Annotated in this window: 17 protein-coding genes and 1 tRNA gene; 9 read left to right on the top strand and 9 right to left on the bottom strand. The window is 46.8% G+C overall.

Going from position 1 to position 21,790, the window contains the following annotated elements:
• Nucleotides 1-132: 132 nt before the first annotated feature.
• Nucleotides 133-206: transfer RNA gene (locus KE626_RS33055), tRNA-His, on the bottom strand.
• Nucleotides 207-683: 477 nt separating this feature from the next.
• Here KE626_RS33055 and KE626_RS33050 point away from each other — a divergent pair.
• Nucleotides 684-1,889, top strand: a complete 1,206-nt coding sequence (locus tag KE626_RS33050) for a hypothetical protein (RefSeq protein ID WP_211977366.1) — start codon at nt 684-686, stop codon at nt 1,887-1,889.
• Between the two features lie 143 nt (nt 1,890-2,032).
• Nucleotides 2,033-2,575 carry a hypothetical protein gene (locus KE626_RS33045; RefSeq protein ID WP_211977365.1) on the top strand — a complete coding sequence of 181 codons (543 nt, stop codon included), beginning with the start codon at nt 2,033-2,035 and terminating at the stop codon, nt 2,573-2,575.
• Here the strand turns inward: KE626_RS33045 and KE626_RS33040 are convergent.
• Nucleotides 2,572-3,672, bottom strand: a complete 1,101-nt coding sequence (locus tag KE626_RS33040) for a lipase family protein (protein WP_211977364.1) — start codon at nt 3,670-3,672, stop codon at nt 2,572-2,574. The two genes, KE626_RS33045 and KE626_RS33040, sit on opposite strands and share 4 nt — an antisense overlap.
• 136 nt (nt 3,673-3,808) lie before the next feature.
• On the opposite strand from KE626_RS33040, the gene aspA reads away from it, so the two are divergent.
• A complete protein-coding gene (gene aspA, locus KE626_RS33035) occupies nt 3,809-5,212 on the top strand; it encodes an aspartate ammonia-lyase (protein ID WP_211977363.1) in 1,404 nt (467 codons plus the stop codon).
• A 248-nt stretch (nt 5,213-5,460) separates the two neighbouring features.
• Here the strand turns inward: aspA and KE626_RS33030 are convergent, their stop codons facing one another.
• On the bottom strand, nt 5,461-7,920 hold the full coding sequence (locus KE626_RS33030; RefSeq protein WP_211977362.1) for an MG2 domain-containing protein: 2,460 nt from the start codon (nt 7,918-7,920) through the stop codon (nt 5,461-5,463).
• A 120-nt stretch (nt 7,921-8,040) separates the two neighbouring features.
• On the opposite strand from KE626_RS33030, the gene KE626_RS33025 reads away from it, so the two are divergent.
• Nucleotides 8,041-9,294, top strand: coding sequence for a BaiN/RdsA family NAD(P)/FAD-dependent oxidoreductase (locus KE626_RS33025; RefSeq protein ID WP_211977361.1), 1,254 nt, complete (start codon nt 8,041-8,043; stop codon nt 9,292-9,294).
• 21 nt (nt 9,295-9,315) lie between these two features.
• On the opposite strand, the gene KE626_RS33020 is transcribed toward KE626_RS33025, so the two are convergent.
• Nucleotides 9,316-9,945 carry a deoxynucleoside kinase gene (locus KE626_RS33020; RefSeq protein ID WP_211977360.1) on the bottom strand — a complete coding sequence of 210 codons (630 nt, stop codon included), beginning with the start codon at nt 9,943-9,945 and terminating at the stop codon, nt 9,316-9,318.
• A gap of 137 nt (nt 9,946-10,082) precedes the next feature.
• Nucleotides 10,083-10,586 (bottom strand): 2-amino-4-hydroxy-6-hydroxymethyldihydropteridine diphosphokinase, encoded by a 504-nt coding sequence (gene folK, locus KE626_RS33015; protein ID WP_211977359.1) that lies wholly within the window; start codon nt 10,584-10,586, stop codon nt 10,083-10,085.
• Between the two features lie 86 nt (nt 10,587-10,672).
• Between folK and sppA the strand changes: the two genes are divergently transcribed.
• The 5 genes from sppA to KE626_RS32990 all read left to right on the top strand — a co-directional run bounded on the left by sppA (nt 10,673) and on the right by KE626_RS32990 (nt 15,472).
• Nucleotides 10,673-12,424: a signal peptide peptidase SppA gene (gene sppA, locus KE626_RS33010; protein ID WP_211977358.1), complete on the top strand. Its 1,752-nt coding sequence runs from the start codon at nt 10,673-10,675 to the stop codon at nt 12,422-12,424.
• A 172-nt stretch (nt 12,425-12,596) separates the two neighbouring features.
• Nucleotides 12,597-13,703, top strand: a complete 1,107-nt coding sequence (locus tag KE626_RS33005) for an ABC transporter permease (protein WP_211977357.1) — start codon at nt 12,597-12,599, stop codon at nt 13,701-13,703.
• 39 nt (nt 13,704-13,742) lie between these two features.
• Complete coding sequence (locus KE626_RS33000; RefSeq protein WP_211977356.1) at nt 13,743-14,273, top strand: SRPBCC family protein; 531 nt, start codon at nt 13,743-13,745, stop codon at nt 14,271-14,273.
• 63 nt (nt 14,274-14,336) lie between these two features.
• Nucleotides 14,337-14,867, top strand: coding sequence for an SRPBCC family protein (locus KE626_RS32995; protein WP_211977355.1), 531 nt, complete (start codon nt 14,337-14,339; stop codon nt 14,865-14,867).
• A 110-nt stretch (nt 14,868-14,977) separates the two neighbouring features.
• Nucleotides 14,978-15,472, top strand: a complete 495-nt coding sequence (locus tag KE626_RS32990) for a DUF2911 domain-containing protein (RefSeq protein WP_211977354.1) — start codon at nt 14,978-14,980, stop codon at nt 15,470-15,472.
• Nucleotides 15,473-15,533: 61 nt separating this feature from the next.
• On the opposite strand, the gene bioA is transcribed toward KE626_RS32990, so the two are convergent.
• The 4 genes from bioA to KE626_RS32970 form a co-directional block, all read right to left on the bottom strand.
• Nucleotides 15,534-16,811, bottom strand: a complete 1,278-nt coding sequence (bioA, locus tag KE626_RS32985; protein ID WP_211977353.1) for an adenosylmethionine--8-amino-7-oxononanoate transaminase — start codon at nt 16,809-16,811, stop codon at nt 15,534-15,536.
• Nucleotides 16,812-16,898: 87 nt separating this feature from the next.
• On the bottom strand, nt 16,899-17,420 hold the full coding sequence (locus KE626_RS32980) for a response regulator (protein WP_211977352.1): 522 nt from the start codon (nt 17,418-17,420) through the stop codon (nt 16,899-16,901).
• A 272-nt stretch (nt 17,421-17,692) separates the two neighbouring features.
• Complete coding sequence (locus KE626_RS32975) at nt 17,693-19,642, bottom strand: LTA synthase family protein (protein ID WP_211977351.1); 1,950 nt, start codon at nt 19,640-19,642, stop codon at nt 17,693-17,695.
• A gap of 47 nt (nt 19,643-19,689) precedes the next feature.
• Nucleotides 19,690-21,681: a TonB-dependent receptor plug domain-containing protein gene (locus KE626_RS32970; protein WP_211977350.1), complete on the bottom strand. Its 1,992-nt coding sequence runs from the start codon at nt 21,679-21,681 to the stop codon at nt 19,690-19,692.
• Between the last annotated feature and the right edge of the window lie 109 nt (nt 21,682-21,790).

Genomic DNA, 21,790 nt, shown 5'->3' with positions numbered 1-21,790 from the left:
GAAGTGAAACGGATACATTACTTTTTTATAACAACACAGAGAACGATCTGTTTAACTTCGCGCTGTGTATTGCTTTCAGCGGGTATAAAATAAAAAAGGCTTCTTTTTACAGAAGCCTTTTTTTAACGTTTGGGTGATTGAAGGGTTTCGAACCCTCGACCCTCAGAACCACAATCTGATGCTCTAACCAACTGAGCTACAACCACCGTATTTCCGTTGTTGGGAGTGCAAAGATAAGCGAAACTATTTTTAAATTCCAAATACTTTGAATAAAAATATTTCAAGGGGTTATATATAGATCATATTCTTCAAATGAAGTGAAGGAAACGAGATCGCAAAATAAGCAGGGGTTTTTAAGGTCGTATTTCCGTTAATACCTCCCTGTTGCGGATCAGTACCTGTCCCTAAAACCCCGCCAGCGGCCGGACCGCTAAAATTTTCGGCCTCTTTTGCTCACTTCCGGAAAAGATGTATCTTTGCGCACTTTCCCATTCCATTCCCATTTTTATAGATAGTTGATTATCAGCTGAATGTTGTTTTATGGCATCAGAGTACCCCTGTTTTCGGGTATCCTGACGTCGTTGTAGCCTGGAAATGTTAACCAGAAAGGAAATTTTAACAAAATTTCGATGCCAACATTGTTGTGCTTAATATAAGTATTTAATATTTAATTGTATATACATATGGATCAGCTTAAACTGAAGTTGCAGGAGTACTATCAGCGTTACCAGCAAATGGATCAACGGGTGAAGCCTGGAAAGGAGGAGCCTGGTTTTGAGGACGTGCTGGACATGGAAAACGATATTCTTTCACAATTTGGATTGCCTGCATCGCGGCGTTTTGTACAGATACTGCATGACTTTGTGCATCACGGTCACGTGAGTGATCAGCTGGTAGACTATGTCAGCAAAAAGCTGCGGGCCGCCGCACGCAAATACCTTTTGGCGCCGGTTATGTCGGATATAGATCTTTTGGAAGGTGCGCGGGACACAAAACGGAGCCCTTATGATGTGTTGCCGGAACTGGGGTATCCCGCACAGGAATATGCTTTATTCCTCGTAGGAGAGCTCTTTTATCGCCGTAATATGTCGGCCGGTGATATCCTCGATGAATTGAAAAAAATGCAGCATTTCGACAGCTGGAACGACTTAATGCTGCTGAGTAAAATACACAACCACACCACGCATGAACTATATGCCAAGCTGAAAAAGCAGGAGCTGCGTTTCATTGATGAGTTTATACAGTTTACCCGCCGCCAGGAACCATCCCGGCTGGTCAACAAACGTGCAACTCCTTTGGAAGATGGTTATACGCCTAACTATAAAACCATTACCAAAGTACAGGTGGAAGACATCATCTTTGATGAACAAACTACCCCCAGCCTGTTTGGTAAAATAAAAAGCGGCAGGGGATACGCCCGCATTACCATCAGTCTGGAGTTTTCAGAACTGAACCAGATCCTCATGAGCAGTGATGAACTGGGCGTGGAAATCAGCAATCATATCAAAAAGCGCCTGGCCAATCCCGCTGCGGAGAAACCAACGGTGATAGATATACGTGCAGAATTCGGCGATGTATTGAAGCTCGATAACTGTTACCTGGAGGTATACAAACCACAGCACAGGGAAGGTAATAAGTGGGTGGAAGATAAAGACAACTTCTATTTTGTTGACAAAATTCTTACTAAAAAAGAATTTGAAAAACGTACCAAAGAGGCAGAAGTAAAACGTAAAATACAGGAATGCCTCGAACTGATTGGTGGCTCCTATGTTTACTACCAGCGTTTGCGCCGCCTGGGTATCACCGACGAAGAAGCCAAACTCCGCGCAGGTTTGCAGGATGAACTGTTATTCAAGTTATCTTATTTCCTGAATAAAGTAAAAGAATAGCACAAATAAAAAGCATAGTTTATTTAAGCGTGTGATGATCCCGGTCATCACACGCTTTTTTATAATAATCTTATCACCGGTCCCCTCTTAACAAATGTTAGTTTCTTCCTTCCCGGGAATTTTTTATGTTTGAGAAAAAAATAATGGAAGAACTCACACTCGGTGTTGGCTCAAGAGTACAACACGCGCATTTTGGCCCCGGCGTAATTGTGGCGGTGAAATATGCCCAATACCGCGTCACCTTCATGGACCACGGTATCAAAATGATCGATAAAACAGATCCTCTTTTTGAAGTATTGGTAGCTGAAAATGCCACATCGGAAGTAGAAACGGCATCTGACACAGAAATATCTTTACTGAAAATCCTGCGCCTGTGGGGAGGGATCACGGAAGTAGTGCCGCTGGGCGATCGCTGGAAAGGTGGTAACATTATCCTGCAACCCGGTGATGCTTCCCTGAAAGCAAAAGAATTACCCATTGATACCTTCTTCCACAAAATAGTTATGCTGCGCGACCGCCTGCGCGTACTCGAACAAAATATCAACAGCCATAAGGTATTGACGGATGAAGAAAAGGTAAACCTGCAACAGTATATTACCCGCATCTACGGCTCCCTTACTACCTTTAACGTATTATTCAGAGACAAGGAGCACTGGTTTACCGGCGAAAAAGGCAGCAACGATTAATGGGTGTCTATGTGATAGATCTGTTCCAGCTCCCACCTGTAGGGCTCCAGCATATGGTGGGCGAATACATTCTTTCCGTCAAACGGAAACTTTTCATCATAACCCTTCACCGGGTAAAGAACAACCGGAGTACCTGCCGGTGTATAATTGTGACTGGCCACAAAATCCGGTTGCTGATATCCCGGCAGTACTTTTCTTACACGCTTGTAGGCGAACTTCCCCAACATCCGCTGCATACGCCGTGCAGACTTTTTAGTAGGACGGTCTAAGCGACCGTACATATAACTGAGCACCCAGCGTATCGCCCATTTCTGATCTCTCAGTGAACTTTTTATGTGTGCAAACGGGCTTACTTCGTTGAAGTCCTTTGCTGTTTGCAGCGAGAACGGCGTTTCCGGTACCCAGTCACGGGCGTTGACGACACGCAGTCCCCAGCCATCGCGGGTAATAAAGTCGAAGTCGTACGCATAATAAAGGTTACCCGGTTTGGGCGCTGCACTCGCGTAGGTTTTAAAAATAATATCCTTTGGCAGGTCATTGGTATAAGCAAGATAGGAACGCATCAGGAAACTGATAGCCCCACCCTGACTATGACCAAAAATAATATATTCGTGTATGCCTTGCTGATAGTACTCTTTTATTTTGCGGATAATATCAGGCCCCATCGCCGCTACCCCCAGCATCCAACCTGCATGCACATACGCCCTCGGATTTTCTGCTACCTTGTAGGGTACAATGGTACTGTCATTTAACTTTACCGTTCCCTGCGAAGGGATCATGCCTGCGTAAAAATTCTCCAGCCAGGAAGTACTGGTGCCATTGGTACCGCGAATCACGATAATACCTACGCCATCTTTCCGCTTCCAAAGGTCCCATCGGTTCTCCAGCCCTGTTACGGCGCCGCGGTATATCAGCTCGCAGTCGCGTGGTGGGTTACTCTTTACTTTTGCCCATGGCGTATCGCCCATCCGCTCTGCCAGTTTTAACAGTTCGCTGTATTCCGACGGGTTAAAATGAGGTTGCAGCTGCTGGCAAAAAACAGGGCTTCTTCCAAAAAATAAAAATAGACAACAGAACAATGAAATGCGGTATACCATAGATAAAACAAATTACAATTCATAATTGATGAATGAAATACCAATAAAAGCCCTTCTCTTTAAGAGAAAATAAAACAATTACCACCGTTTCATTGTTGTAAATGCGTTTAACTTTCAGGCCTAAATTAGTTTAAATATGGCAAAGAGAATGGAGCATGATTTTTTAGGTGAAAAAGAAATACCACAGGATGTGTACTATGGTATTCAGACCCTGCGTGCAATTGAAAACTTTCATATTACCGGTATCCCGCTGATGGTGGAACCTATGTTTGTACAGGCCCTGGGCTATGTAAAAAAAGGCGCTGCCATGGCAAACAGAGACCTTGGCGTACTGGATAAAAATATTGCTGCATACATTATCAAAGCATGCGACCGGGTGATCGCAGGAGAGTTTAATAACCAGTTCCTGAGCGACCTGATACAGGGCGGCGCGGGCACGTCTGTAAACATGAATGCCAACGAAGTGATTGCTAACGTTGCGCTGGAAATGATGGGGAAAGAAAAAGGACAGTATGAATTTTGTCATCCGAACAATCACGTAAACTGCTCACAATCCACCAACGACGCTTATCCTACGGCTTTTCGCATAGCCCTCATGAACAAGCTGACGGTATATAAAGTCACGCTCGGTGAATTGGCAGATGCGTTCAGCGCCAAAGGAGAAGAGTTTAAGAATATCCTGAAAATGGGCCGTACCCAGCTCCAGGATGCCGTTCCCATGAGCATGGGCGATGAATTCAAAGCATTTGCCACCAATATCAATGAAGAGCTGGCGCGTGTGGAAGAAAGCAAACGCCTTATCTCTGAAATAAATATGGGCGCCACCGCCATTGGTACCGGTGTAAATGCCCCCAAAGGTTATGCGGAACTGGTCACCAAATACCTGGCTGATATTACGGGGCTTGACCTGGTGCTGGCCGGTGATCTGATTGAGGCTACCTACGATACCGGCGCCTATGTGCAGTTGTCAGGCGTGCTGAAACGTACTGCTGTAAAGGTTTCTAAGATCTGTAATGATCTCAGACTCTTGTCTTCCGGCCCACGTACAGGCCTAAACGAAATTAACCTGCCGCCCATGCAGCCTGGATCTTCTATCATGCCAGGTAAAGTAAACCCGGTAATACCGGAAGTGGTGAATCAAACTGCCTTTTATGTTATTGGTGCGGATCTGATGGTAACCATGGCGGCAGAAGCGGGACAGTTACAGCTCAACGTAATGGAACCCACTATTTCGTTTGCGTTGTTTACCGCGATCACCTATATGGGTAATGCCTGCAGAACACTGAAAGATAAGTGTGTGGTGGGTATTACCGCCAACGCCGACCGTACCCGCGAAATGGTGATGAATAGCATTGGTATTGTGACCCAGCTTAATCCCATCATCGGATATGAGAAATGCTCCGCTATTGCACGTGAAGCGTTGGAAACCGGGAAGTCTGTACACGACCTTGCCGTAAAAGAAAAGAAATGGGTAACACAGGAAAAGTGGGATGAAATTTTCACTTTCGACAACCTCATCAGACCAAAGTTCATTCAGTAGAATAGTGGAGAGCTTCGGGGGGATTCTCTGATGCGGGTTTTGTTTTGCCCAGGATTAACGGTGATTATGATGATTTTCATGATTTTTTCTTGTGATTGATTTGATTTAAAAAGATTTTGGGAGAGATAAGCGGATATATTATCTGCTTATATCTCCCAAAATCTTTTTTTAAATCTGTTAATCAAAAAATAAAAATCATGAAAATCATCATAATCACCGTTAATCCTGGGCAAGAAAAAATCCGCGTTCTACATTTCCTGCTCCAACCTGCCTACACTACCATCATCGCCTATACCTTCCACGACTAAACGAAAACGTTTGGTGAAGTCGTTGTTGTAGAACTCTACTCTTGCCGTGTGGGTAAGGGTATCAATGGCAACATTTGGATTCCAGTAAAGCGTGAGGCGTTTATCAGGCAAAGCATGTACTTCTTTTTTCACGGAATAATCCGGGGAGTAGAATTGCTTTACAATAGTGTATCCTGCTTTTTTATAGAGTTTAAAGCCCCTGATGCTTGGATCATTTTTAGGTGCATTGTCTCCACCTTTTTTAGTGTATACCGCAATAGCGCCGTTAGCGCCGCCAAAGCCACCCATAAATGGAGGGCGGAATACTTTTACGAGTGCGATATCCTGCATGGAGAGGGTGCTGAGCATACTTACATCAGACTGCATTTCGTTGAGATATAAGCCTGGTTTGCCACCGCGCCATGACAGTGAAGGGTTGTTCAGGTCGCCGCTGATCTGCAGTCCTGCCACTTTTGATTGCAGGTACTGGAATACGTTGAGTGAAATCGGCGTTTCTTTGGTCAGGTCAAAAGTATATCCATCGCCGCCGGAGAACATACCGGAGGTATAGCGTTTTTCGGTGGTTTCTTCGGGTTTTACTTTTGCAGCGTTGACGTTTACTTCTTTCAGGTATACCATTTTATTGTTGATCGAGCGGTTTACCTTATTGCCTTCCGCGGCATTGGCCAGGAACAGTTTCAGCGCGTTATTGTCTACTGCCGGCGGCACGCGCAGCGGGTAGGGTATTTTAACCTGTGTAGGCCGCTCAAAGAAGTGATTGTCGAATTTTACATTTACGTCTACGCCTTTTTTCACCAGGTCATTACCCTGGTAGTAGATGTAAGCGGTATCCGGGAATACCATGTTGGCCATTTCAAATTCTCCTTTATCATTGATAGGAGTGGAGGCGAACATGGAGGAGCTGTCTATCGGCAGGCGGATGATCATATCCAGTTTACCGGTAGGCATGGGGCGGCCATTGAGCATGGTGGCGACTCCTTTCATCAGCAGTCCCTGTTCGTAGGGGAACCTGATTTCCGGGAATTCGTTGTTAAGGATTTTCTCCCAGCTGAAACGTCTCCAGCCATTGGTCATCATTACCAGGTCCAGGCCGCGCAGTGTTGAATCGGCTTCATTGCGGAAATACCAGGACGGGTTGTAGATATAACCTTTAAGGTCGGAGGTCAGCAGGAAGGTAGAAACGATATTATTTGAATTTTTATCAACCGGCACAGCATCCGCGTCTGTAATGGCCACGGATATATTGGTTTGCATAGTATCAGGTAACCGGAGTTCGATACTATTTTTTGACCTGGGTTCTTTGTGGGTGTCTGCATCCAGTACATCCATCTGCAGCAGATCATTTTTGCGGACAAAGGTGAGGCGCTCGGAGAGCGGCAGGCCTGATTTTGCGAAAAGGGTAATTTGTAAGATGCCGGATGGGAGGTGGTCGGCAGGGATAAAGCCACTGATGCGACCTTCGCCTACATCCAGGTTGGCTTTGTACACCAGCTGGGATCCCATCTGGGCCAGGATTACGAGGTCGTTGAAAGCGGTATCGCTTACGTTGCCGGGAACGGCCTGGTAAAATATGCGGCTGCCTTTATTAAATACTTTCAGGGAAGCGCCGGTAGTTACCGGTGCGGGTAATGCAATGGTTTTGGTTTGTCCTTTTGCACTTTTTACCAGGGCCTGGAATACATCCTGGCCATCGGCGGGAGTGATGTCAAAAGTACCCATCCCATCGTGTATGGTTTTAAGGGCTACCGGGTTGGCGCCCTTGGAATTTTTTACGGTACCGGAAACTTCAATCGGGTAGCCATTGTTATCAATGGCCTTGAAGGCCACGATATTAGGCTGGCCGGCGATCAGGTTACCGCCTTCCGGGAAGAACTGCACGGCAAAATCGGGTGCGGTTACGCTGTCGGCAGGGGCCTGTGTTTTTTTAGCCGGGTCAAATATTTCGATGGTCCTGTTATAGCTGAAAGCCGGATCGAAGTTAAGCATCCAGGCGGTGTAGGCCCTGAGCTGGTATACGCCCGGTTTTTGTGTTTCGGGCAGCTCAAAGTTACCGGGTGCGCCTGCGTTGCCGGCAGCAAACAGTTTCTTTTGTACAATGTTGTTGTTCTTATCCAGCAGCTCCACGTATAAATTGGTAGCCGTGGTGGAAGGCATGCCCTGCAGGGTAATATAGGCTTTGAACCAGATGGTTTCGCCGGCAGCGTAGTAGTCCTTGTCCAGGTGGAGGTACACTTTTTCTGCCGGATACCGGGTACCAAATGTTTGTAGAGCCTTTACTATGCGGTCGGACCAATCATTCGGCGATGGTAGTATAGCCAGTGCACTCATGGCGCCGGTTAACAGAACGGCCGGGATCATCCATTTCAGGTGATGTCGCTTTTTCTTCGGGTGCGGTTGCATGCAATGTATTTTGAGCCAGTATAATATATGTAAAAATATAAACTTCGCAAGATTAATCGGTAAGATTACGGCAGGTTTGTTATTATTGCGTGTTCAAGCCATGGTTTTAACAAGATTTTAATGAGTTCAGAACAGAAACGTTTAGTGGTGGCAGGCGGTGGCGCTGCCGGTTTTTTTTGTGCGGTAAATGCGGCCCGCCTATGCCCGCAACTGGAAGTAGTGCTGCTGGAAAAAACAGGCAAGCTTTTATCCAAAGTGAAGGTCAGTGGCGGCGGCCGGTGTAATGTTACCCATAATGCACCGGATATTACGTATATGGCTAAACGCTATCCAAGGGGACAAAATTTTGTAAAGAAGGCATTTTCCCGCTTTTTTGTACCCGATACCATCAACTGGTTCGCGGAAAGGGGGGTGAAATTAAAGGCGGAAGACGACGGGCGTATGTTCCCGGTAACAGATAACTCTCAAACCATTATCGACTGCTTATTGCGGGAGGCAGACAAATACCATCTCAGCATACAAACCAATACAGAAGTTACTTCTTTTAAAAAAGGGAAGGATGGCCGCTGGCAGTTACAGCTGCAAAATGGCCATGAGCTAACGGCCGACTACCTGTGTATCGCCGCTGGTGGCTATGCACAGGCTAATAAGTTTGCCTGGCTGGAACAAGCCGGTCATAGCATTGTTCCCCCGGCGCCCTCCCTGTTTACCTTTAATATGCCGGGTAATCCCATCACCGCTTTAATGGGGGTGGCCAATACCGCGCAGGTAAAGGTGGCAGGCACCAAGTTGCAGGAGCTGGGCCCATTGCTGATTACCCATTGGGGCATGAGCGGACCGGCAGTGCTGCGGTTGTCGGCCTGGGGGGCAAGAGAACTGCAACAGCTGCAATATACCTTTACCGCCATTGTGAACTGGCTGCCTTCTTACAATGAAAATACCCTGCGGGAAGACTGGCAAAGCCTGCGCTTTGAGTTGGGTAAACAGAAATTACATCATAAAAATCCATTCAGTTTGCCGCAGCGATTATGGCAGTTCCTCCTCCAACAGGTAGGTATACCGGAAGAAATGCGCTGGGCGGACCTTCCGGCCAAAGATCAGAATCGTTTGATGAAACTGCTGGTAAGCATGGAATTCCCGGTAAAAGGAAAAACCACTTTTAAAGAGGAATTTGTTACCTGCGGTGGTATTACCCTCAGCGAAATAGATCCTGCCACCATGGAAAGCCGCTTGGTACCGGACTTATACTTTGCCGGCGAAGTGATGGACGTAGATGGCATTACCGGTGGCTTTAACTTCCAGCACGCCTGGACCAGCGGGTTCGTGGCGGCAAATGCCATTGCCCAGGCTAATCTTCGTTCATCAGGAAAATGATACTAGTCACGTGAATCACTGTTACAGTTTCAGGTAATGCACGCCCGGTGCATATTCCTTCTCTAATGCCAGCAGCAGGTTGTTGAAATCGTCCGGCTGCCGGAGAAAATCCACTTTGGTAGTGTCTACCACCAGCGTACGTACAGGATGTTGCTTGATGTACTGCATGTAGGTATCATGTACATTCATCAGGTATTCGTCGGGGATCTGCTGTTCGTAGGAACGGTTGCGGTGTTTGATATTTTCCTGCAGTTTTGTAATGGGTGCGTTCAAAAAAATCAGCAGTTCAGGTTGCACCAGCTGTGGATTGATGATGTCAAACAGCTTCTGGTACAGGGCATATTCTTCTTCCGGCAAATTGATTTTTGCAAACAGCAGACTTTTTATAAAAAGGTAATCTGAGATGATAACATCACTGAAGAGATCCTGCGACTGCAGCATATCCTTGAGTTGCTTATAGCGTTCGGCCATAAAGAACAGTTCCAGCGGAAAGGCGTATTGTTGGGGACGATCATAGAAAAGAGGGAGGAAAGGATTATCTGCAAATTCTTCCAGGATCAGTTTGGCCGAAAAATGAGCAGACAACATATTGGCCAGCGTTGTTTTACCAGCGCCGATGTTCCCTTCTACCGTAATAAATTTATAATGCATGAATATTTATTTAGATTTTTTTGACCAGGATCAGGGTGATTTTTGATGATTAAAATGATTTTATTACTTTCTTAGAGCGGTACAGGGTTATATAAAAAAGTCCAACCATCAAAAAAGTAATAAAATCATTTTAATCATCAAAAATCACACTGATCCTGGGTATTGAGCCGTATTGCAGGCAATGTATCCTGGCAGCTGGCAGCGAGCTCGCTGACTGTTTGCTGAAATACCGGGTGCACGTAGTCCGGTATGATCTCCTGTAATGGTACCAATACAAATTGCCGGAGATGCATACGGGGATGTGGCAACTTCAGATCAGGCAACGCCAGGATGCTGTCGTTAAAAAAGATCAGGTCGATGTCAATCACCCTCGACCCCCATTTTTCCTGGCGGATACGACCTATCTTTCTTTCTATCTCTAAAAGTGTATGCAGTAACGTTAGTGCATCCATTTCGGTGCGGATCTCAAGTCCCTGATTCAGGTAATCGGGCTGGTCCACGGCTCCCCAGGGAGCGGTCTGGTATAAGGCGGAGGTTTTTACGACCTCTCCGGCTGTTTCAGCGATCAGTTGTACCGCCTTCCGGAGGTTCCCGGTACGATCGCCCAAATTGCCACCTATAAGTAATATTGCTGTATTCATGTATATTTCAAGTCTCAAAAGTAGCCATATTCCTTATTTTTGAAAAAATGTATCTTTCTATCTCAGTTTCATCTTAACCAAAAAGTATGCGTTTCTTCAAAGTTTTCCTGGCCGCATTTCTTGCATTTGTTGCGTTTGCAGGTCTGTGCATCATCGTCCTGATGGTGATAATAGGCAAGGCCCTTACCACTGAAAAGGTAACAATAACCCCTAATGGCATACTGGTACTCGAAACGGGCCAGTCGTACCATGAGCAGAAAGTAGTGAACCCACTTGGCGCCTTTATGCCTGATGAGGAAAAAGAAGTGCCGGGTTTGTTCCAGGCAGTGCGGTTAATTGAAAACGCAGCTGGTGATGACAACATCAAAGGTATTTATCTCAAGGTAAATGGCAGCCCCGGTGGTTTCGCCAGCACGGAAGAATTGCGTAACGCGTTGCTCCGCTTCCGTAAATCCGGCAAATTTATATATGCCTATGGAGAGATAATGGGACAAAGTGCTTATTACCTGGCTTCCGCTGCCGATAAAGTATACCTCAATCCCAAAGGGGGATTGGATTTCACCGGTTTCTCCACCCAGCTGCCTTTTTTAAAGGGTACATTGGAGAAGCTGGAAATAAAACCGGAGATTTTCTATTGCGGTAAATTTAAGAGCGCTACAGAACCTTTGCGCGAAACCCGGATGACAGACGCTAACCGTATCCAAACCACCCAGTTCCTGGGCGAGTTGTATGGTCATTTCCTGCAGGGGGTGGGTAAGGCGCGGAATATCGATACAGCGGCCCTGCATGGGTATGCTAATGAAAATATGATTGAGGAGCCCGCCGATGCGTTGAAATATAAATTGGTGGATGGTTTGAAATATGATGATGAGATCATGACGGAGCTGAAAAATAAAACAGCTACCAAACAGGATGATAAAATAAATTTTGTGACCCTCGGTAAATATAATGCTGGTGTGGAGCTGTCGAGCGGCAGCGGCGAAGGCAGGATTGCCCTGATCTATGCAGAAGGTGATATTATAGACGGAGAATCCGAAAAGCAGAATACCATTGGCAGTGAAACCTATATTGAAGAAATCCGTAAGGTACGGGAAGATAAAAATGTGAAGGCGATTGTTTTCCGCGTGAATTCAGGCGGGGGCAGTGCGTTGGCATCTGAAGTGATTTGGCGGGAGCTGTCGCTGGCTAAAAAGGTGAAGCCGGTGGTCGTATCTATGGGCGACTATGCCGCCTCCGGCGGGTATTATATTTCCTGTATGGCCGACAGTATTTTTGCGGAACCCAATACGTTGACCGGTTCTATCGGCGTATTTGGCGTGATGTTTAACATGCAGGATTTTTTCAAAAATAAGCTGGGTGTAACGTTCGATGGTGTTAAAACCGCGCAGTATGCAGACCTGGGTTCGGTGGGGCGTCCGCTCACGGAGGGAGAAAAACGTTTTATTCAGAATGGGGTAGACAGTACCTATGCATCCTTTAAATCCCGTGTAGTGGCCGGCAGGAAGCTGGGTGCCGCTATTGTGGACAGCATTGCGCAGGGCCGCGTGTGGAGCGGTATAGAAGCAAAAGAACTGGGACTGGTAGACCGCATCGGTGGAGTAAATGAAGCCCTGGCCTGTGCAGCACGCCTCGCAAAATTATCTGAGTACCGCTTAAGGGAATACCCCGAAGCAAAGGACAAAATATCCCGGTTTATAAAGGGTTTGGGCGCTGAAGCCAGCGTTCGGATGGTGAAGAAGGAGCTGGGAGTTAATTATGAACTGTACCAGCAGTTAAAAGATGTACAACAATTACATGGCCGGATACAGGCAAGGATACCGTTTAATTACAAATTTTAGGGAGCAGAAAGCCTAAGGCATAAAGCAAAAAGCTATTGAAGCGAAGATATAAGTCGATATTCCATCATTAATAATCCGCTCATATCTTCGCTTCAATAGCTTTTTGCTTTATGCCTTAGGCTTTCTCCTTTTTTATAGTAGTTTTGCCGTCGGTTTTAAAATAGCAGATCAGATGAATGGAGCTAAGTACAGTCAGTTGAGGGCCATGCTGGCCATTACGAAAGGGAGCTTAAGGGGTATATTCCGGAGTCCTTCCGCCGTGGTGTTCAGTTTGGGATTCCCGCTGGTATTTATCCTGGTATTCGGGTTTATTGGAAAAAGCACTGTTGCGGTGAAGGTGGGGATAGACCGTCAGACCGATATTAACACTGGTTTTTATAAGAGCCTGCAGCATGTGAGCACCCTAAGGCTGGTCACGGATCAACCGGCGGCGGAAATGGAGGATGATCTGAAGAAGGGCCGCCTGGTGGCGATTCTGAATGTGGCGCCAACAGAAAGCGCCGATCATGTGCCTCATTATGAGGTTAATATCAGGACTTCTACTGCGTCGGATGCCAGTAAAAAGATGATCCTGATGGGGGTATTGAAAAATGTGACGGCTGCGATGGATGATTTGGCTTATAAACGCCCGTCTGTAGCTACTTTTAAACAAACCGAGATCCCCGGCCGTGAATTTAAGACCATTGACTTTATTTTACCCGGACAGTTGGGTTTTGCGCTAATGAGCGCTGCTGTGTTTGGAACGGCCTTCCTCTTTTATAATATGCGGCAAACCTTGGTACTCAAGCGTTTCTTTGCTACCCCGATTAAACGGACCTATATTGTATTGGCAGAGGCGTTGAGCCGGATGATTTTCCAGCTGATCAGCTCTGTGGTGATCATTGCATTGGGGCACTTCGCTTTTGGGTTCACGCTGGTGAATGGTTTTGCCACTTTCCTGGAAATGCTGGTGCTATCGGTATTCGGGCTGCTGGTATTCATGGGCTTTGGCTTTGTGGTAAGCAGCCTGGCGAAGAACGAAAGTACTATTCCGCCATTGGCCAACATCGTTACCCTGCCACAGTTCCTGTTGGCGGGTACTTTTTTCCCGATCGACTCTTTCCCTGCCTGGTTACAGCCTGTTTGTAAAATAATGCCGCTTACTTACCTGATCGACGCGCTGCGTAAAGTGGCTTTTGAGGGGCAGCATCTCTGGCATGTAGGCTGGGATATTGCCATTCTTACCATATGGGGTGTTGTCGTATATGCGGTAGCCGTGAAAGTATTCAAGTGGGAATAGTGCGATTTCGTTAGCTTTGTGCTATCTAAATCCAGTCAGATGCAAGCCTTATTCATTATCCTGGGTGCATTTATTGTCCTTGTGCTGGGGCTCTTCATTTTCAGTTTCTTTCTGTCCCCGACCGTAAAAGTGGAGCGCTCGCTGCAAATCCCGGCAGCCGCCGGCACTGTTTTTCCATTGATAAATGTGGTGCGCAACTGGGAGTTGTGGTCGCCCTGGAAAGAGCAGGACCCCGCCGTTAAAATTACCTATGGCGAAAAGGAGAGCGGGGTAGGTGCAGGTTATAGCTGGGAAAGCAACAACCGCAATGTAGGGAAGGGACATATGTCTGTTACCGAGTCCCGGCCCGATCAGTACATTGCTACCAACATCGATTTTATGGGCATGGGCGTATCCAAAGGATATTTCCGCTTCGATGCCGTATCAGGCGGCACATTGGTTACCTGGGGAATGGTTTGCAATATGGGGCAACACCCCTTGCGCAAAGTAATGGGCCTTATGATGGATAAGTGGGTAGGGAAGGATTTTGAGAAGGGATTGGGTAATATTAAAAGAATACTGGGGAGCTAAGGCGGATAACCGGGTATAATAACATGCATCTGGTCATGCTTATATTATAATATATATTTTTTTATGCGTTTTGTAAAGTTGTTGCTGATCAGTGTGATCATTTTCGGGGTCGTAGTTTTTTTAACGTCTTTGTTATTCCCTTCTACAGCAGTGGTAGAACGTACAGGTGTAATACAGGCGCCTATTGATACCGTATATGCACATATTGCGAACCTGAAGGCCTGGGACCCCTGGAATCCGTGGACCAGGCCCGACACAACAGCCACCCTGGTTTATTCCGATCCGGCTATCGGAACGGGCGCCTGGTACAGCTGGGACGGGAAAGAGAACAGCGGTAAGGTAACCATACTGGATAGCGATCCGGCCAAAGGGGTACATTACCTGTTGGATATCAAAGGAGTAAGACCGGTTAACAGCGGTATAGAACTGAAGCCCACCCGGGATGGGAAAGGCACTGCTATATTCTGGCATATGGAAATTAAACTGGGCATGCTGCCCTGGTGGAAATTAAGGGGCTTTGTGGCCGACAGGGTTTATGGACCTGCCATGAATAATGGTTTAACAAAGTTGAGTAAGATCTGTGAAGGGAAATAATATGGAGTTATTTTACCATTGATCCAATAGTTTTGTTTTCACCGGATTTTATAGTTTAAATTGTTGAGCTTTCTTGAACCATTCTTCTTATTCCAGAAAAAACTAAAAAAATGAAACATTTCTTTTTGGCAACCTTATTTTTGGCCGTAACCAGCCTCGTTTTTGCACAGGAAAAGCCACGTAAGAGCCCGCACACCACGGTAGAAGCCAACGGTATTAAAGTGGTATACGGACAACCTTCCAAAAAAGGCCGTGTAATTTTTGGTACCCTTGAACCATTTGGTAAAGTATGGCGTACCGGTGCTGATGAGGCTACAGAAATCACCTTCAGCAAAGACGTTGTATTTGGTGGTAAACCTGTAAAAGCCGGCACTTACACTTTATTTTCTATTCCAGACCCTAAAACATGGACCGTTATCCTGAATGGTAAACTGGGACAGTGGGGTGCTTATGACTACGACAAAAATAAAGGCCAGGATGTGGTACAGGTAAAGGTAAAAAGAGAGGCGCTGTCTACTCCGGCAGAGAAACTCACTTTTACTTTACCAGGTAACGCAGTTGTATTTGAATGGGATGATACAAAAGTTGCGGTACCGGTAAAATAAACTGTCCGGTAAATATTTGAAAGAGGTGATATCATTTGATATCACCTCTTTTTTTATGTCTTTATAAGATGGATACCAGCTCGCGGATGCTGTTGTACACCTGGTCCAGCTGCTCATTGGTAATACAGTAGGGAGGCAGTATATACAGGGTATTGCCCAGCGGGCGCAACATAATTCTTTTTTCCCGGAAGAAACGATGCAGCTGGTCTGCCAGTGAATTCGTATAACCATCTGCGTTGGTCGTTATAATTTCAAATGCGAGAATGGTTCCAAGCAGTCTTGCATTTTTGATCACTGCCCACTGTTGCAGTTCGGATAAGAAAGCGATATGCTTTTCGTGTATCCGTTGGCGGTTAGTCGCGCAGGCCGGATCAATAAAGAGGTCCATGCTGGCCAGTGCGGCCGTACAGGCCAGGGGATTGGCGGTAAAGGAATGACCGTGAAATAATGTTTTCAGTTTATCGCTGGAAAGGAAAGCTTCGTATACCGCGGCCGTACTGGTGGTTACGCCCAGGGCCATGGTACCGCCGGTGAGCCCTTTGGAAAGACAGATGATATCTGGTTTCGTTTGTACATATTCCATCGCAAAATTTTTCCCGGTTCTGCCGAAGCCGGTCATTACTTCATCTGCTATCAGTAAAATATGCCGGGAAGAACAGTATTGCAGCAGTTGTTCAAAGGCGGTAGCATCGTACATGATCATGCCGCCGGAGCCTTGCAGCAGGGGCTCAAAAACAAAGGCGGCTATATCTTCCGGCTGTAAGGCTGCTATGGCAGTTATTATCTGGGAGATGTTTTCCGCGGTGGGTACATCCAGGAAATGAACGTCAAACAAAAGGTCATCAAACACGCGGGTAAACACACTTCTGCCGCTGACGCTCATGGCGCCAAAAGTATCGCCATGATACGCATTTTTGAAAGCCAGTATTTTATGTTTGCGGGTGCCTTTATTGTCCCAGTATTGGATCGCCATTTTTAGTGCCACTTCTATGGCGGTGGATCCGTTGTCGGAATAAAAAACACGGCGTTGATTGTCCGGGAGGATTTTTAGCAGCCGTTCGGCAAGATTCACCGCCGGCGGATGCGTATAGCCGGCGAAAATGCAGTGTTCCAGTTGTAATGCCTGGGCAGCCAGCTGCTGCGCAATGTGCGGATGCGCATGTCCGTGTATATTTACCCACCAGCTGGAGGTGGCATCTATATAGCTGTTATTATTTTCGTCGAAAAGAAGCGCGCCCTGTCCGCGTACAATGCCTACAGGCGCCGGTGCGGTCTGCATCTGCGTGTACGGGTGCCAGATCAGGTCCTGGTCACGGGCCGACAAAGAAGGCGTTTGCATAAGTTGGATACTTTAGTGGAGGGGCGAAGGTAAGCAGAAAGCCGAAAGCAAAAAGCAAAAAGCTATTGAAGTGGATGATTAAAGAGACTACAGCTGCTGTTCCTGACCCGCTTCAATAGCTTTTTGCTTTTTGCTTTCGGCTTTTAGCTTCTCCAGCAGTTCTTCCGCTGCATATGGCTTAGCCAGCATATGTTTTATTTGCAGTTTTTCCAGGCGGGCAGATACTTCCGGCATCACATCCGCAGTGAGCACAATAATAAAAGCATCGGGCTGCAGGCGCCGGATATGCGGAATGGTGTTATAACCATTCATTTCAGGCATATGCAAATCGAGTATGATACCATCAAATGTTTGCTCCTGCATTTTTTCCAGGGCCTCCAGGCCGTTGCCAGCGGTACTGAGTATAACGCCGGAATTTTTTAGCTGGAGCCCCAGCACGCGCTGGTTGATGGGATTATCTTCTACCGCCAGCAAGGTCATGCCATCCAGGAAACCCGGCGACGGCTTCTCAAAGATGTCAGGGGCGTGTTCCTGTGCTTGTACGATGTTTTCTTCACCGTTTTTTCCCGGATCACCTTTGAGCGATCCCATACCAGTATTAGCCAGCATAAGTAATGTTGGTTTTATGTTTTGGTTGCTTGCAACAAAATAAAAGCACGGCATTGCTGTTGGTGAACAGTTATGCGATACATTGGAAATTGCTGTGTTTAAAAGAAGGCCAGATTATGTGCGCCGGTAAGAGAATAAGATATTAAGATGATACCGGGAAAATAAATTTAGGGAATTAACGGGAAACTCAATCATGAATTATTAATTACCCGGAGAATTTGTTACAGCCGGGGGGATAGCTGATGTAACAAATTCTCCGGATAACTTATTTGTTATTTCTTCATACCTCCGTTTTTAAACAGGAAGTAGGCGGTCTGGTAATTGGCCATACTGTTTTTCAGCAGGCCGCTGTCCATAGGGGCGGTATGTTGTTCATTGCGGGCCTGGTTCCAGCTAAAGCACTGTGCTTTTTGCTGGGGACTCAGAATAAGCAATTTGCCTGGTTCCAGGTAGCCCAGTTTCTGATAGGTGCTGACCATAGCGCGTGGCTGGTAGCCTGGTTCCAGCACATTTTTACCGTACAGTTTGCTGTTATAGCTCCAATGGAGTAAGCCCAGGAGGGTAGGGTAAATATCTATCTGGGAGCACATGGCGCTGATCTCCTGCGGTGCATATCCGGGTACGTTATACAGGATGCAGGGGATATGATACTTGCTGATTTCTATTTCATTTTTACCGGCGCTGCTGGCGCAGTGGTCTGCCACAAAAATGACCACGGTATTTTTGAACCAGGGTTTGGCACTGATGTTTTTCAGGAACTGGCCAATGGCGTAGTCCGTATATTTTACCGCCCCTTCGCGGCTGGCGCCGGAGGGGATATCTATTTTACCGGAAGGATAGGTAAAAGGCCGGTGGTTAGAAGTGGTCATGATGAAATCGTAAAACGGTTTCCCTGCAGCATACTTTGCATCGGCGCTTCTGATGGCGGCGTTGTATATGTCTTCATCACAAATGCCCCATGCATTGGAGAACTGCACCGCGCTATCCGGTATATTGGTACGCGTGGTGGCGATTTCATCTTCCACAAACTGGCGGCGGTGCCGGTCGGTGATATCGTAGCCGTTGTTACCAAAAAATTTATTCATGTTATCGAAGTAGCCGTCGCCCCCGTAGAAAAAGGTGCTTTCGTAACCTGCCTGTTCGAATATTTGTCCTACGGAAAACAGGTTCTCATTGTTTTTGCGGCGAACAATGCTCTGCCCGGGCGTAGGGGGAACAGCCAGCGTCAATGCTTCCATACCTCTTACTGTGCGGGTGCCGGTAGCATACATATTGGTAAACAGGAGTCCCTGTTTGGCAATACTGTCGAGAACGGGCGTGATGTGCTGCGTATTGCCGAAACGTTCCATGAAATCAGCGCTGAAGCTTTCAATAGTGACCATGATCACATTGGGCGCAACACGTATAGCCGTATCCGTTATACTTCTGTAAATGCTGTTACCATTATCGAGATAGCGGCTGTCAGGCGATTGCAGGAGGCCACGCATGCGGCTGAAGGCGTTGCTGTTATCTTCCAGCAAATAATATTTATCGTAGGCCAGTTCATTATTCAGGTAGGCAGATACAAATGAGTAAACGCCGGCTTTGGATAATTCCTGTGCGTAACGGTTTTTGCTTTGTTCTGCCCAGGTATTGTTTACAAAAAAGACGTGCAGCAGCAGGAGGCCCAGCAATGTACAGAAGGTGAGGAGGCGTTTGCCGAAGGAAGTATTTGACTGGAAGCTGTTCCGGAAGGTGCCCCGGCGGCTGAGAAGCCAGGTCAGCAAGCCGGTAAATACCAGTACTCCGCCGATCAATAATGGCAATGGATACGACTCATTGATATTTTCAATTACCTCATATGTGTATATGAGATAATCTACCGCGATAAAATCGAAGCGACCGGCATATTCTCCCCAGAACGTGAATTCTGCAAAGAACGAGAATACCAGGATCATCAACGCCAGGAAAAAACCGGTATAAGTAAAGATCCGGTTAAATAGTGTGTTGTTGAGCCGCTGCGGCAGTATCAGCAGGTAAAACGCATAGGCGATGGTAAAGAACAGGGCTACACCGATATCGAAGATCAGGCCTTTGCCATATATAGCCGGTATGTTGGTGATATGAAGGCCGGATTGCGGGTAGATCCAGACCAGTAACGCAGTTCTAACCAGGAATGACAGGATGAGGGCCAGGATGCCGAAGCCAAATAGAACGGCGTACCTGTTTTTGACAAATTTCATTTGCACAGAAAATTAGGATCGCAAAGGTACGCCGTTCTCAATATTATCTATAAATTAAATTTTACGGACATGTTGATGGTGCGGCCATCTATCGGGCCCCAGAGGGTGGCAAAGCTGGGATTGCTTACCGGACCGGTAAAGAGCGGTGTATTTTTCCCCTGCCTGGCATCAAAAATATTCTCTCCGTTCAGTACCAGGGTTACATGTTCGCCAAATTGCCGGGAAATCATAGCTGCCCAAAACCAGTAGTTGGGTGTTTTTTGATTATTGTAATCATACTGGTTCCCGATCCAGGAATTCTCAATACCAAAGCGCCATTTGTCAGCTATTTCATACGCCAGGGTGCTGGCGAATTTATCCTGTGGTGCGAAGGCGATATTGGTAGAACCGGTATTGTTGTACCTGGAAACCGTATGGTTATAACCAAGGTACAATTCCAGGTGGTCGAGCTCAAAACGCAGGTAGGTATCGGTGCCTAAGCTGTTTACTGCGTAGGGCATATTTTGCAGCAGCACGGTGTTATGATCATTTTCGTTCATTACCGGCAGGATCGGATCTTTGATGTGCGTGTAGTACAGGGCCTGGTTCAGCGTTACGTCTACCTTCCCGAGGGAAGTATGGTAGTTGCCGTCGAAGTTGATGCCCTGGCTTCTTTCAGATTTAATGCCCGCGCTTAAAGGCAACAGGTTGCGGTAGCCAACGCTTTGCGTTTGCGCGGTAAAAATAGCAGGTGATTTATACCCTGTACCTCCGCTGAGGCGAAGGGAAAGATCTGTTACGGGTTTGTACACAAATGCCAGCCGGGGAAGCACATACCAGCCGAATACATTGTGGTAGTCGGCACGCAGACCGGCTTCGGCCATAAACTGGTCGGTGATATGGTATCCGTCCTGAATAAAGGCGCCCATGGTATTGTAGGTATAATTGCCCAGCAGGGTGCTGTCGCCTTTGGCACGACGGTACATTTCGCCGGTATTGTTTAATCCGGCTACCCAGTCGTGTTTACCACTTTTCTTATTATACGAAGCTTCCGCGTAGGTACTGGTTTGATTTCCCAACAGGGCAAAGGTTCCCTGGTCATTTTGCAGATGGAAGAAACTGCCTACGCCTTTAATGGCCAGCGTGCCACCGCCCAGGTTTTTCCGGGTAAACTGGAGGTCTGCGCTATGCCGTTCGCTGTTGTTCACTTCTGTATACTGATGAACATTATCGGCACGATGGTCGAGTACCTGCATGTCGCCGCCTTCCCGTTTTTCGATGGTGCCGGTATAACCTGCGACCAGCGTGGTTAACGGATTTAAATACCAGAAGAAGCGGGGATGCAGCAGGTATTGCCGTAAACGGGGAACATCGCTGAAACCGTCTTTGTTTACATCTACCGGATTTTGTGTAGTAACGCCGGCAAACAGGGTAAGACCGGTTTTACCATAGCGTTCTGCATAATAGGCGTTGACATTCGTTTCTTTTAGCGTGCTGCGGTTAGCCAGTATGGTTAGTTCCGGTTTATTGCCGGGTGTTTTGGCAATGAAGTTGATGATACCGGCAATAGCGCCGCCGCCATACAACGTGGATACGGAGCCTTTGATGATCTCTATCTGTTTCAGGTCCAGCGGAGGAATCGCCAATACACCGAAATTTCCACTCAATCCTTCGTATACAGGAACACCATCGCGGAGCAGCTGGGTATACTTTCCATCGAGTCCCTGCATACGGATGGCATTGTTACCGCTTACCGCCGAGGTGTTCTGGATATGTATTACAGACAGATCGCCGAGTATGCTCGCCACATTACCTGGTTTGATACCACTTTCTTCTATCATATCTTCCTTACCCAATACCTCTACTTTCATGGGGAGGTCTTCAATACGGCTGTTGTTGCGGGTAGATGAAATGACTACCTCGTTGAGGTCAGACACTTTGCTGATGCTGTCTTTCGACGGCAATTGCGTGGTGTCTTTAACGGGAACGGGTACACGGTTTTGAGCCTGGATGCCAATGCCGGCGCAGAGTATTATCGCTGACAGTAAGATTTGTTTCATATGATCACGCTGATTGATGCTATTTGATGATAATACAAAGGAAGGAATTGAATCTGGAGAGAATCTGAACCCGGGACTGTGATTAGTGTGATTAGTATGATTATCCTGA

Origin of the sequence: Chitinophaga hostae (assembly GCF_018224885.1) — a bacterium.
Taxonomy (GTDB): domain Bacteria; phylum Bacteroidota; class Bacteroidia; order Chitinophagales; family Chitinophagaceae; genus Chitinophaga; species Chitinophaga hostae.
Note: the sequence above shows the minus strand (reverse complement) of the source record. Positions and strands in the feature narration are given on the sequence as shown.